This is a genomic window from Modestobacter caceresii, from assembly GCF_000761485.1.
Classification (GTDB): domain Bacteria; phylum Actinomycetota; class Actinomycetes; order Mycobacteriales; family Geodermatophilaceae; genus Modestobacter; species Modestobacter caceresii.
In genome coordinates this window covers 1-12,568 of the sequence record NZ_JPMX01000079.1, presented here as the reverse complement: position 1 = coordinate 12,568, position 12,568 = coordinate 1, and the positions used below count along the sequence as shown (strand labels likewise).

13 protein-coding genes are annotated in these 12,568 nt (G+C 74.9%); 3 read left to right on the top strand and 10 right to left on the bottom strand.

Going from position 1 to position 12,568, the window contains the following annotated elements:
• Positions 1–29: 29 nt before the first annotated feature.
• Positions 30–2,411: a beta-xylosidase/alpha-l-arabinosidase gene (locus tag IN07_RS17205; protein WP_052091407.1), complete on the top strand. Its 2,382-nt coding sequence runs from the start codon at positions 30–32 to the stop codon at positions 2,409–2,411.
• Positions 2,412–2,477: 66 nt separating this feature from the next.
• Here IN07_RS17205 and IN07_RS17200 read toward each other — a convergent pair whose 3' ends face one another.
• From IN07_RS17200 to IN07_RS17165, 8 genes are all read right to left on the bottom strand, one after another.
• Complete coding sequence (locus IN07_RS17200; protein WP_063124222.1) at positions 2,478–3,320, bottom strand: pseudouridine synthase; 843 nt, start codon at positions 3,318–3,320, stop codon at positions 2,478–2,480.
• 78 nt (positions 3,321–3,398) lie between these two features.
• Entirely contained in the window at positions 3,399–4,364 is a 966-nt protein-coding gene (gene scpB, locus IN07_RS17195) for an SMC-Scp complex subunit ScpB (protein ID WP_036337795.1), read from the bottom strand.
• Positions 4,361–5,185: a segregation and condensation protein A gene (locus IN07_RS17190; RefSeq protein WP_036337793.1), complete on the bottom strand. Its 825-nt coding sequence runs from the start codon at positions 5,183–5,185 to the stop codon at positions 4,361–4,363. Before IN07_RS17190 ends, scpB begins: the two co-directional genes overlap by 4 nt.
• A gap of 101 nt (positions 5,186–5,286) precedes the next feature.
• Positions 5,287–5,802, bottom strand: coding sequence for a hypothetical protein (locus IN07_RS17185; RefSeq protein WP_036337791.1), 516 nt, complete (start codon positions 5,800–5,802; stop codon positions 5,287–5,289).
• Positions 5,799–6,722 carry a ParA family protein gene (locus IN07_RS17180; RefSeq protein WP_036337788.1) on the bottom strand — a complete coding sequence of 308 codons (924 nt, stop codon included), beginning with the start codon at positions 6,720–6,722 and terminating at the stop codon, positions 5,799–5,801. Before IN07_RS17180 ends, IN07_RS17185 begins: the two co-directional genes overlap by 4 nt.
• Positions 6,723–7,000: 278 nt before the next feature.
• Complete coding sequence (xerD, locus tag IN07_RS17175) at positions 7,001–7,972, bottom strand: site-specific tyrosine recombinase XerD (protein WP_231558440.1); 972 nt, start codon at positions 7,970–7,972, stop codon at positions 7,001–7,003.
• Positions 7,951–9,066: an alanine dehydrogenase gene (ald, locus tag IN07_RS17170; RefSeq protein ID WP_036337970.1), complete on the bottom strand. Its 1,116-nt coding sequence runs from the start codon at positions 9,064–9,066 to the stop codon at positions 7,951–7,953. Before ald ends, xerD begins: the two co-directional genes overlap by 22 nt.
• A gap of 150 nt (positions 9,067–9,216) precedes the next feature.
• Positions 9,217–9,471, bottom strand: coding sequence for a winged helix-turn-helix transcriptional regulator (locus IN07_RS17165; RefSeq protein ID WP_231558439.1), 255 nt, complete (start codon positions 9,469–9,471; stop codon positions 9,217–9,219).
• A gap of 75 nt (positions 9,472–9,546) precedes the next feature.
• Here IN07_RS17165 and IN07_RS17160 point away from each other — a divergent pair, with 75 nt between their 5' ends.
• On the top strand, positions 9,547–10,419 hold the full coding sequence (locus IN07_RS17160; protein ID WP_036337786.1) for an aldo/keto reductase family oxidoreductase: 873 nt from the start codon (positions 9,547–9,549) through the stop codon (positions 10,417–10,419).
• Positions 10,420–10,432: 13 nt separating this feature from the next.
• On the opposite strand, the gene IN07_RS17155 is transcribed toward IN07_RS17160, so the two are convergent.
• Together IN07_RS17155 and IN07_RS17150 are read right to left on the bottom strand one after the other, a co-directional pair.
• Complete coding sequence (locus IN07_RS17155) at positions 10,433–10,972, bottom strand: dihydrofolate reductase family protein (RefSeq protein ID WP_036337783.1); 540 nt, start codon at positions 10,970–10,972, stop codon at positions 10,433–10,435.
• Positions 10,969–11,901, bottom strand: coding sequence for a helix-turn-helix domain-containing protein (locus IN07_RS17150; protein WP_036337781.1), 933 nt, complete (start codon positions 11,899–11,901; stop codon positions 10,969–10,971). Before IN07_RS17150 ends, IN07_RS17155 begins: the two co-directional genes overlap by 4 nt.
• A gap of 123 nt (positions 11,902–12,024) precedes the next feature.
• Here IN07_RS17150 and IN07_RS17145 point away from each other — a divergent pair.
• Positions 12,025–12,568 (top strand): hypothetical protein (locus IN07_RS17145; protein WP_036337779.1); only part of this gene is annotated, 544 nt, incomplete at its 3' end.

Here is a 12,568-nt window from a genome sequence, read left to right as displayed (position 1 = left end):
CGTGCCGAACCGACCCAGGAGCCCGCACCGTGATCGAGCCCCAGTCCCTGCCCGTCCCCGACCTGGGGACGCCTGCCCCCGCGCCGTGGCAGGACCCTTCCCGCCCGCTGCCGGCCCGGGTCCGTGCGCTGATGGAGGAGATGACCCTCGAGGAGAAGGTCGCCCAGCTCTACGGCGTCTGGACGGCGATCTCCGAGGGCGAGGAGGTGGCGCCGAACCAGCACGAGTTCTCCGAGCCGCTCCCGCCCTGGGAGGAGCTGACCCGGCCCGGCCTCGGTCAGCTGACCCGGGTGTTCGGCACCGGCCCCGTCGAACCGGCGACCGGCGCCAAGGTGCTCGCCCAGACCCAGCGCGGCATCGTCGACGGCTCCCGGCTGGGCATCCCGGCGATCGCCCACGAGGAGTGCCTGACCGGCTTCACCGCCTGGGGGGCCACGGTCTTCCCGACCCCGCTGGCCTGGGGCGCCTCCTTCGACGCCGCCACGGTGGAGGCCATGTCGGCCGGGATCGGCGACCTCATGCGCTCCGTCGGTGTGCACCAGGGCCTCTCCCCCGTCCTGGACGTGAGCTTCGACCACCGCTGGGGGCGCACCGAGGAGACCATCGGCGAGGACCCGTACCTGGTCGCCGTCCTCGGCTCGGCCTACACCCGCGGGCTGGAGAGCACGGGCATCGTCGCCACGCTCAAGCACTTCGCGGGCTACTCGGCCTCCGCCGCCGGCCGCAACCACGCGCCGGTGACGATGGGCCCGCGGGAGTTCGCCGACGTCGTCCTCCCGCCGTTCGAGATGGCACTGCGCGAGGGGGGTGCCCGCTCGGTGATGAACTCCTACGCCGCGGTCGACGGCGTGCCCGCCGGTGCGGACCCCGCCCTGCTCACCGACCTGCTGCGCGACCAGCTCGGCTTCGACGGTGTCGTCGTCGCCGACTACTTCTCCGTGTCCATGCTGGAGACCACCCAGGGCGTCGCCGGCTCCCCGGCCGAGGCCGCCGCGCTGGCGCTCACCGCAGGCATCGACGTGGAGCTGCCCACGGTCCGCTGCTACGGCGAGCCGCTGCTGGACCTGGTGCGCTCCGGCGCGCTGTCGATGGAGGTCATCGACCGGGCGCTGGAGCGGGTGCTGCTGCAGAAGGGCCAGTTGGGCCTCCTGGACGCCGGCTGGGACCCCGACCCGTCGGCGCTGCGGGGCGGCGCGGAGATCGACTTCGACCCGCCGCACATGCGCGCCCTCGCCCGCACGCTGGCCGAGCGCTCGGTGGTCCTGCTGGCCGACCGGGCCCAGGTGCTGCCGTTGCAGAGCCCGGCGTCGGTCGCCGTGGTCGGCCCGTGCGCCGACGACGTGCTGGCGCTGATGGGCTGCTACGCGTTCCCCAACCACGTCGGGGTCGCCCACCCGGACATGCCGCTGGGCATCGAGCTGCCGACCCTGCTGGACCAGGTGCGGGCCGAGTTCCCCACCGCCGAGGTGACCTCCGCGCTGGGCTGCCCGGTGCAGGAGCCCGACACCAGCGGCATCGCCGAGGCGGTCCGGGCGGCCGAGGGCGCCGACGTCTGCCTCGCGGTGCTCGGGGACCGGGCCGGGCTGTTCGGCCGGGGCACCTCCGGTGAGGGCTGCGACGCCGACGACCTGCGGCTGCCCGGCTCCCAGGCCCAGCTGCTGGAGGCCCTGCTCGACACCGGGAAGCCGGTCGTGGTCGTGCTGCTGACCGGGCGCCCGTACGCACTCGGCGACGTCGTCGACCGGGCCGCCGCGATCGTGCAGGCGTTCTTCCCCGGGGAGGAGGGCGCCGGAGCGGTCGCCGGCGTGCTCAGCGGGCGGGTCAACCCCTCCGGCCGGCTGCCGGTCCAGGTGCCGCGCACCCCGGGCGGGTCACCGGCGACCTACCTGCACGCCGCGCTGGGCTCGAAGAGCGGCATCAGCGCCGCTGACCCGACGCCGTGCTTCCCCTTCGGGCACGGGCTGTCCTACACCAGCTTCGACTGGTCGCAGCTGGAGGTGGACGGCGCCGAGCCCGGCGAGGCGCCCGACGCCTGGCCGACCGACGGCGAGGTGACCGTCTCCTGCACCGTGCGCAACACCGGCGAGCGGGCCGGCGCGGACGTCGTCCAGCTGTACCTGCACGACCCGGTGGCCTCGGTGACCCGCCCGGTGCGCCAGCTGGTCGGCTTCGCCCGGGTGGAGCTGGCGGCCGGTGCCGCCGCGCGGGTCACCTTCACCGTGCACGCCGACCGGGCGTCCTTCACCGGCCGCGACCTGCGCCGGGTCGTGGAGAGCGGGGACGTCGTCCTGCATCTGGGCGCCTCGAGCGAGGACCTGCGGCTGGCGGCCCGGCTGCAGCTCACCGGGCCCGACCGGGTCGTCGGCGCCGACCGGGTGCTGACCACCCCGGTGGAGATCACCCAGCTGTAACCGCCCGGTACGACAGCGGCCGCCGACCCGAGTGGGTCGGCGGCCGCTGTCGCCAGGTGCCCTCGCTCAGAGACCGACGAGCTCGTGCAGGGCGCCGACCTCGGTGCGGGTGAGCTTGCGGATCGTGCCGCTGCGCATCCGGGCCAGCTCGATCGGGCCGATGGCGGTGCGGGTCAGCCGGTTGACCGGCAGCCCCACCTCGTCGAGCAGCCGACGCACGACGTGCTTGCGGCCCTCGTGCAGCACGACCTCCACGACCGACTGCCCGGCGTGGGTGTCCACGACCTGGAACGAGTCGACGACGACGGGGCCGTCCTCCAGCTCCACGCCCTTGCGCAGCCGGCGGGTCACGTCCCGCGACACCGAGCCGCTGACCTGCGCGAGGTAGGTCTTCTTCACCTCGTAGGAGGGGTGCGCCAGCCGGTGGGCCAGCTCGCCGTCGGTGGTGAGCAGCAGCAGGCCCTCGGTGTCCTGGTCCAGCCGCCCGACGTGCACCAGCCCGGTGGCCAGGTCGCCCATCATGTCGCCGACGCTGGGCCGCCCGCGGTCGTCGCTCATCGAGGTGATGACGCCGAAGGGCTTGTTCATCGCGTAGGTGACCTTGTCGTTGCGGATGTCGATCCGCCGGCCGTCGACGGCGATGACGACGGTGTCCGGATCCACCCGCTTGCCCTGGACCCGGACGACCTGGCCGTCCACCGAGATCCGGCCCTGGTCGATCATGTCCTCGCACACCCGGCGGGAGCCGACCCCGGCCCGGGCGAGGACCTTCTGCAGCCGCTCGCCCTGGGCGTCGTCGTCGGGCTCCGTCGGCCCAGCTTCCCGGGGGTGCGCCGGGGCGAGCTCCATGTCCTCGGACCAGCCCTCGCCGCCGGAGGTGGTGGGCGTGTCGTCTGCAGTCGTGTCCATCCCCACCAGTCTCCCACCTGGGCAGGGCCCGCATGACCACACCGCCCGTCACCGGTCCCCGGCCGGGCGTCGGGGTGCTCAGGCGTCGGGGTGCTCGTCCACCATCGCGCCGGTGTCCGGCAGCAGCGGGGCCAGCTCGGGCAGCTCGTCCAGCCCGGTGAGCCCCAGGCGCTCGAGGAACAGCGGCGTCGTCACGTACAGGCCGCCGCCGGTGTCCGGGTCGGATCCGGCTTCCCGGATGAGCCCGCGGGAGACCAGCGTGCGGACGACGGCGTCCACCCCCACCCCGCGGATCGCCGACACCCGGGCCCGGGTCACCGGCTGCCGGTAGGCGATGACGGCGAGGGTCTCCAGCGCCGCCTGCGTGAGCCGGCTGCGCTGGCCCTCCAGCAGGTGCCGCTCCACGACCGGCGCGTGCTCGTCCCGGGTGTAGAGCCGCCAGCCCTCCCCCACCCGGCGCAGCGTGACGCCGGCCCGCCGGCCGTCGTAGTCGGCGGCGAGCGCGGTCAGCTCCGCCCGCACCCGGGCGACCGGGCAGCGCACCGCCGCGGCCAGGGACCCCTCGTCGATCGGGGAGTCGACGACGAACAGCAGCGCCTCCAGCCCGCCGCGCAGCGCAGCCGGGTCCAGCTCCCCGTCCCCCGGCGCGTCGACGGCGGGGGCCACGGCCTCCTCGACCGGGGCCTCCGGCTCGGGGACCACCTCCAGCTCGACCGGGGGCGCTGCCGGTGCCCGGCCCAACGGAACGGCCGGGTCGGGAGCCAGGTCGGGAGCGAGGTCGGGAGCGAGGTCGGGATCGGGGACGTCGACGGGCGGCGCGCCGGCGGGGGTGCCGAGGTCGGCGGCCAGCTGGGCGGCCACCTGCCCCCAGCCGGCGGCGAGGGCCTCCTCGTCGTGCTCCTCGAGGGTCGCGGCGAGCTCGGCGGCGACGGCGTCCCAGGAGAACGGCGCCGGCGACGCCTGCTCCGTGGCCGCTGCCTCATCCGGCTGGACCTCATCCGGCTGGACCGTCTCCGGCTGGACCTGCTCCGGCTGGTCGCTCATCCGTACTCCTCCAGGTGCTCGGCGGTGTCCGCGTCGATCTCGTCCGGCAGCCGGCCGCCCACCAGCTCCGGCCCGGTCCAGCGCACGTGCAGCTCCCCCAGCGGCGCGACCTGGTCGAAGGTCACCAGCTGCTGGCGGTACAGCTCCAGCAGCGCCAGGAACCGGGCGACGACCTCCAGGGTGTGCGCGCAGTCGCTGCTCAGCGTCCGGAACGTCGCCGTCCTCGCGGTGGCGATCCGGCTGCGGACCAGCAGCAGCTGCTCGGTGACGCTGACCGCGGGGGCGTGCAGGTGGGAGACGCTCACGGTCGGGGGCGGCTTGGGCACCAGCGCGTGGTGCGCGATGGCGGCGAACTGCTCGGGCGTCACCCCCAGCAGCACCTCGGGCAGCAGGTCGGCGAAGCGCTGCTCCAGGTCGGCGTTGCGGGGGAAGCGGCGGGCCGCCTCGGCCTCCCGGCCGCGGAGGAACTCCGCCGCCCGCTTGTAGGCCCGGTACTGCAGCAGCCGGGCGAACAACAGGTCCCGGGCCTCCAGGACGGCGAGGTCGTCCTCGTCCTCCACGTCGGCGGCCGGCAGCAGCCGGGCGGCCTTGAGGTCCAGCAGGGTGGCGGCGACGACCAGGAACTCACTGGCCTGGTCCAGGTCGAGTTCGTCGCCGAGGGCCCGCAGGTGGGCGATGAACTCGTCGCTGACGGTGGACAGCGCGATCTCGGTGACGTCGAGCTTGTGCTTGCCGATCAGCTGCAGCAGCAGGTCGAACGGGCCCTCGAAGTTGGTCAGCCGGACGGTGAACCGCCCGTCGCCGACCTCCCCCGTCGTCACCCGACCAGCCTACGGCCGCGTCCGGGCGTTGATCATCGGCGATCGGCTGCCCGACACGCCGGGCGGGGCAGCCACTCGCCGATGATCAACGGCGCCGTCCCTCAGTGCTTGCGGAGGCGGCGGACGAGGACGGAGTTCTCGCCGTGCACCTCGAGGTCGTCCAGCAGGACGGCGATCGCCTCCCGGACGATGCGGCCACGGTCGGTGGCCACGCCGTGCTGGCCGCGCAGGGTCAGCCGGGCGGTCTCCAGCGCGAGCAGCTCGTCGGCCGAGCAGTAGACGGTGATCTTCTCCTCGTGCCGGGTGCGGCCCTTCTCGACGCGCGCCCGGGTCTGCTGCGGCCGGAGCGGCGCGGCCGCCGGCATGGTGGCGCGGTGCGAGGCCAGCTCGTCGACCACGATGCGGGGCGCACCGCCGGCCACGTCGGGCACCAGCGCCAACGGGGCGGGCTCGGGGTGTCCGTCGTCGGCCCGCGAGCCGTTGGAGCGCAGTGCGGGCGAGGACTGCGTGGCGGCGAGGGTCGTCAGCTCGGTGACCGGCGCCGGCTGCGCCGCCGCCGACGTGTCGGTCATCCGGAACAGCTCGGAGGCACCGGGGAGCACAGGCCTGCGCGTCACAGGGCCAGCACCTCCTTGGCGAGGTCGCGGTACGCCGCAGCGCCGGAGGACGTGGGGGCCCACTGGGTGATCGGCTGCCCGGCGACGGTGGTCTCCGGGAAGCGGACCGTGCGGGAGATGACGGTCTGGAAGACGGTGTCGCCGAAGGCCTCGACCACCCGGCTGAAGACCTCCCGGCAGTGCACGGTCCGGGTGTCGTACATCGTGGCGAGGATCCCGGAGATCTCCAGGGACGGGTTGAGCCGCTCCTTCACCTTGTCGATCGTGTCGACGAGCAGGGCCACACCGCGGAGGGAGAAGAACTCGCACTCCAGCGGGATGATCACGCCCTGCGCGGCGGTGAGCGCGTTGACCGTCAGCAGCCCGAGGGAGGGCTGGCAGTCGATGAGCACGTAGTCGTAGTCCTGGCGCACCCCGGCGAGCACCCGCATCAGGGTCTGCTCGCGGGCGACCTCGCTGACCAGCTGCACCTCGGCGGCGGACAGGTCGATGTTGCTGGGCACCAGGTCCAGCCCGGGGATGCCGGTGGCGACGCGGACGTCCGCGAGCGTGGTCGCCGGCTCCATCAGCGCGTTGTAGATGGTGCGGTCCAGCCCCTGGGCCGGGACGCCGAGCCCCACGGACAGGGCGCCCTGGGGGTCCAGGTCGACCAGCAGCACCCGCCGGCCCTGCTCGACGAGGGCGGCACCGAGGTTGATGGTCGACGTCGTCTTGCCGACGCCGCCCTTCTGGTTGCACATGGCGATGATCTGCGCCGGCCCGTGCGAGGTGATCGGCTTGGGGTCGGGCAGCTTCCGCTGCCGAGCCCTGGCGGGGTCGACGCGGCTCGTCGGGATGCCCATCTCGGCGTCTCCCGCCGGGGCCCCTCCGCGCGGGAGCGCGACGGCGGAGGCCGCCGCCTCGGCTCGTCTCGACGACATCGCTTCTGCCTCTTCCCTGGACTGTGCGGACCACGGCTCCCGGTCGGGGCTGCGGCGGGGGACGTGCGTTGCCGGCAGGGGGAAGCCGCCGGCCCGTTCTCCCGGCTCTGTTCTCGGCAGGCCCGTCGCCGACCGTGACCACCCGGGGCAACTTGTCGACAAGTGGTCGCCGAGCCCTCCCCACCGGGCCGCGGCCTGCTGGCGAGATCGGGCTGCGGGCTGCCTCCGGGGTGCCGAGGCAGCCCTCAGCCCGATCTCGAGACCACCCCGCGGGTGGGTCAGCGCAGCGCGCGGGGGTGGCTGGTGGCGTAGACCTCGCGCAGCCGCTCGACGGTGACCAGCGTGTAGACCTGCGTCGTCGTCACCGAGGCGTGCCCGAGCAGCTCCTGCACGACCCGGACGTCGGCGCCGCCGTCGAGCAGGTGGGTGGCGAAGGAGTGCCGCAGCGTGTGCGGGGAGAGCTCGGCGGAGATCCCGGCGCGCTCGGCGGCGTCCCGCAGGATCGACCAGGCGCTCTGCCGGGACAGCGGCCCGCCGCGGGCGTTGAGGAACAGCGCTCCCCCGCGGACGCCGGACCGGCCCTTCTCCGCCAGCGCCGGGCGCGCCCGCACCAGGTAGTCCTGCACCGCCGTGACCGCGTAGCTGCCGACCGGGACGACGCGCTCCTTGCCGCCCTTGCCGGCCAGCCGCACCGCCGCGGACGACAGGTCGAGGTCGTCGACGGCCAGCCCGACCGCTTCGGAGATCCGGGCGCCGGTGCCGTAGAGCAGCTCCAGCAGCGCCCGGTCGCGCAACCCCCGCGGCCCCTCGACCGACGCCGCGGCGCTCAGCAGCGCCTCGACGTCCTGCACCGGGATCGCCTTGGGCAGCCGCCGGGCCGGGGCGGGTGGGCGCACCTCCGCGGCGACGTCGTCGCTGACCAGCCCGTCGAGCAGGGCGAACCGGTGCAGCCCGCGGACGGCGACCACCGCGCGGGCCGCCGAGGTCGCCGACAGCGGCGGGTGGTCGTCGTCGCCGGTGCGGAGGGCGACCAGGAACGCCGTGACGTCGGACTCCCCCACCTCGCCCAGCCCGCGCACCCCGCCGGCAGCGAGGAACTCCGCGTACCGGCGCAGGTCGCGCCGGTAGGAGGCGATGGTGTTGGGGGCCAGCCCACGCTCGACGGTCAGGTGGTCGAGGTAGCCGGTGACCGTGCGCTCGACGGCGGGGCCCGCACTCGTGGCGACCGTCAGGACAGCACCTCCTGCCACGGGACGCTGGGCAGGCCGTGCGCCTCGGCCACCCCAACGTGCACCAGCTGCCCGCCGGCGACGTTCGCCCCGCCGGCCAGCGCCGGGTCGGCGGCCAGCGCGGCCGCCGTCCCGGAGTTCGCCAGCGCCAGCACGTACGGCAGCGTGACGTTGGTCAGCGCGTAGGTGGAGGTGTTCGGCACCGCGCCGGGCATGTTGGCCACGCAGTAGAAGACCGAGTCGTGAACGGCGAAGGTCGGGTCGTCGTGCGTGGTCGGCCGGGAGTCGGCGAAGCAGCCGCCCTGGTCGACGGCGATGTCGACCAGCACCGAGCCGGGCTTCATCCGGGAGACCAGCTCGTTGCTGACCAGGGTGGGCGCCTTGGCGCCGGGCACCAGGACGGCGCCGATCACCAGGTCTGCCTCCAGCACCGCCCGCTCGACCTCCAGGGCGTTGGAGGCGACGGTCTGCAGGTGCCCGCGGTACAGCCGGTCGGCGGCACGCAGCTTCTCCAGGTCCCGGTCGAGGACGGTGACCTGGGCCTGCATGCCGAGGGCGATCGTGGCCGCGTTCATCCCGGACACCCCGGCGCCGAGGACGACGACCTTCGCCGCGTGCACGCCGGAGACGCCGCCGAGCAGTACGCCGCGGCCACCGGAGGCCCGCTCCAGCGTGTGCGCGCCCACCTGCGGGGCCATCCGGCCGGCGACCTCGGACATCGGGGCCAGCAGCGGCAGCGCACCGCCCTCGGTCTGCACCGTCTCGTAGGCGATCGCCGTGGTGCCCGCGGCCAGCAGCGCGTCGGTGCACTCCCGGGAGGCGGCCAGGTGGAGGTAGGTGAAGAGGGTCTGGTCGGCGCGCATCCGGCCGAACTCCTCGGCGATCGGCTCCTTGACCTTCAGCAGCAGGTCGGCTGCGGCCCAGACGTCGTCGGCGGTGGACAGCATCTTCGCGCCGGCGGCGGTGAAGTCGGCGTCGGGGATGGAGGAGCCGACCCCGGCGTCGGCCTCGACGAGCACCTCGTGCCCGGCGGCGACCAGCTCGGTCACCCCGGACGGGGTGAGCGCGACCCGGTACTCGTGGTTCTTGACCTCTCGGACGACTCCGACCCGCATCTGCACTGACTCCCGGTCTCGGTAGCCGGCCACCGGGGTGTCGGTGGTGCCACCGCGTCTGGGCGGCCCGGTCGGGGCCCACCTCGGGCGGAGTGTAGGCACGGACGGCGCCCGAGGTGTGTCAGCGGCCACGTCCGGCCGGTCGCCGGGTCACCCGACCCGGTCGTCGTACGCAGCGCGCTGGGCGAGCACCTCGTCCATGTGCAGCTGGGCCCACACCTTGAGCCCGCGGATCGTCTCGTACAGCGAGAGCCCCAGATCGGTCAGCTCGTAGGAGACGGTGACCGGCACGGTCGGCGTCACGGTGCGGGTGAGCAGGCCGTCCCGCTCCAGGGAGCGGAGCGTCTGGGTGAGCATCTTCTGGCTGACGCCGGCCAGCTGGCGGGAGAGCTCGGAGTACCGCACCCGACAGAGAGCGCGAGGGCCAGCCTGCTCGGTGGAGCCGTCCGGCACCACCCCCCTCACCCGAGAAGGCAGGACATGAGCACGCTCTCCACCACGCTCCCCGGCGGCAGCTGGGCCCTGGGCGACCTGACCGTCACCCGGTTCGGCTACGGCGCCATGCAGCTCGCCGGCCCCGGGGTCATGGGCCCGCCCGCCGACCACGACGGCGCCCTCGCCGTCCTCCGCGAGGCGGTCGACCTCGGCATCACCCACATCGACACCAGTGGCGCCTACGGGCCGCAGGTCACCAACCAGCTGATCCGCGAGGCCCTGCACCCCTACCCCGAGCAGCTGCACGTCGCGACCAAGGTCGGCGCGACCCGCGACGCCCAGGGCGGCTGGCCGACGGCCCGGGAGCCCGCGGACGTCCGCCGCCAGGTGCACGGGGACCTGGAGACCCTCGGGCTGGAGGTGCTCGACCTGGTGGACCTGCGGCTCGGCGACGCCGCGGGCACCCGGCCCGGCTCGCTCGCGGCGGCGTTCGAGACGCTCGTCGAGTTGCAGCAACAGGGGCTGATCCGGCACCTGGGCGTGAGCAACGCGACGGCGGAGCAGGTGGCCGAGGCCCGGTCGATCGCGCCCATCGTGTGCGTGCAGAACATGTACAACCTCGCCGCCCGCACCGACGACGAGCTGATCGACGCCCTGGCCACCGACGGCATCGCCTACGTGCCGTTCTTCCCGCTGGGCGGCTTCACCCCGCTCCAGTCCTCGGCGCTCTCGGCCGTCGCCACCCGGCTGGACGCGACGCCGATGTCGGTGGCGCTCGCCTGGCTGCTGCAGCGGTCGCCGAACGTCCTGCTGATCCCCGGCACCTCGTCGACGGCGCACCTGCGGGAGAACGTCGCCGGCGCGGGGCTCCAGCTCTCCGCCGAGGACCTGGCCGAGCTGGACGCGATCGGCCGCTGACCGGAGGAGCCGGTCAGCCGCCGGCCGGACTCCGCCGCACCCCGTACCGGACGCAGACGAACTCGCCGTTGCGGGCGCACTCCCGCACCTCCAGCTCGACCCGCCGCGGCAGCAACGGCGCGCCGCCGCCCAGGGTCACCGGGGCGATGGCGACCACCACCTCGTCCAGCAGGCCACGGTCGGCGAACTGGCCGGCCAGGTCCCCACCGCCGACGACCCAGACGTCCCTGCCGCCCGCGGCCTCGGCCATCGCCGCGTGCACCCGGGCCGGGTCGTCGGCGGTGAACCGGAGGTCGGCTCCGGGCGGTGGGGTGAGCTCGCGGTGGGTGAAGACCCAGGTGGGCTGCTCCGGCAGCCAGTCGGGGTCGTGCTCCCGGACCCAGAGGTAGGTGGTCGCCCCCATGGCCACGGCGCCGATCCCGGTGATGAAGCCGTCGTACCCCATCGGCCCGTCGACGTCGTTCTCCCGGCTGAGCAACCAGTCCAGCGAGTGGTCGACGGTGGCGATGAACCCGTCGAGGGAGGTGGCGGTGTAGTAGACGGTGCGGGTCATGCGTTCCTCCTGCTCAGCCAGTCGATCGGGTCGCCGGCGTCCACCTCGACGCCGGCCGCGCGGAACCAGTGCCGGGCCAGCTGCCGGCGGTGCGCGCCGAAGGTGAGCACGTGGGCGACCACGCTGCCCACCACGAAGGTCTCCGGCGGCTCGCAGAGCGCGTCGACCAGCCGGTCGCCCCAGGCACCACGCCGGGACACCTCCCGCACGAACGCCAGCCACCGGGGAGCGGCGCGGTCGTGCCGGGCCAGCAGCGTCGCAGGGTCGTCGGCTCCGCGCACCGGGGAGTCGGCGCCCTCGACCGCGGCGAGCCACACCTCCGTGGCCCAGACCAGGTGGTCCAGCACGGCGGCCAGCGACTCCTCCGGACCGTCCCAGCGCAGCACCTCGAGCCCGGGCGCGCGGGACCGCCGGTACTCGTCCTCCGGCACGCCCTTCGCGAGGCCGAGCAGCGCGCGGGTGTCCTCCAGGGCGTGGTGCACCAGCAGCGCGGTGACCTCGTCGCCGCCGCGGGGCCCCTGCTCGCCGGTCACCCACAGCGAGGTGGGCGGGTGGAAGTGGACGCCGTTGGGCGCCGGGAGCCAGTGACCATCACGGGCGCGCGTGGTGCCCGACTGTCCCGGGGAACGGCCGTAGGCCCGGCGGAACGCCCGGCTGAACCCCTCCCCGGACTCGTACCCGGCCGCGAACGCCACCTCCGTCACGCTCGCCCCGCCGGCCAGCTGCCAGGCCGCGCGCTCCAGCTCCACCCGTCGGCGCAGCGCGACCGGCGACTCCCCCGCTCCCCGGGCCACCTGCCGGCTGAAGTGCCAGGGCGAGGCGAACGCGTCCCCGGCCATCTCGGTGAGCGTGCGGTTGTCCTCGTCCAGCACGGCGTCCAGCAGCTCGCGGAGCCGGTCGCGCCCGGTGGGCACCTGGTCCGACGTCATGGGAGGAGTCTGTCCGCCGTCGCGGCGATCGCGCCCGACCGTTCTTGCTCGGATCGCCGTCCCGGCCGCGGTGACGCACCATCCCGGGGACCCACCGCGCCGCGAACACCCCGGAGCTGCCCGATGCGCCTGTACGCCGACCGTCCTGATCACCGCACCCGGCAGCTGGCCGCCGACCTGGGGCTGGTGGCCTGGGCGGTGCTGTGGGTGCTGGTCGCCCGGGCGGTGCACGGTGCGGTGCTGGTGCTGGCCGAGCCCGGCCTGGCGGTGGCAGACCTCGGCCGGTCGATCTCGGACTCGATGGGGACGGCGGCCGGCGTCACCGACGGGATGCCCCTGGTCGGCGACGAGCTCGCGGCCCCCTTCGGCGCGCTCAGCGAGGCCGGGGGCTCGGTGACCGGCGCCGGGCAGGACGCCTCGGACGCCGTGCACACCCTGGCCACCGTGCTCGCCGTCGTGCTGGTGCTGCTGCCGGTGGGCTGGCTGCTGCTGCGCTGGCTGCCCTGGCGGCTGGGCTGGCTGCGCGAGGCCCGGGCGACCGACCGGCTGCTGGGCGGGGTCCCGGACCTCGAGCTGCTGGCCGCCCGGGCGATGGCCACCGCCCCGCTCTCCCGGCTGGCCCGCCTGCCGGCCGGCACCGGGGCCGGCTGGCGGGGGGGGGGGCCCG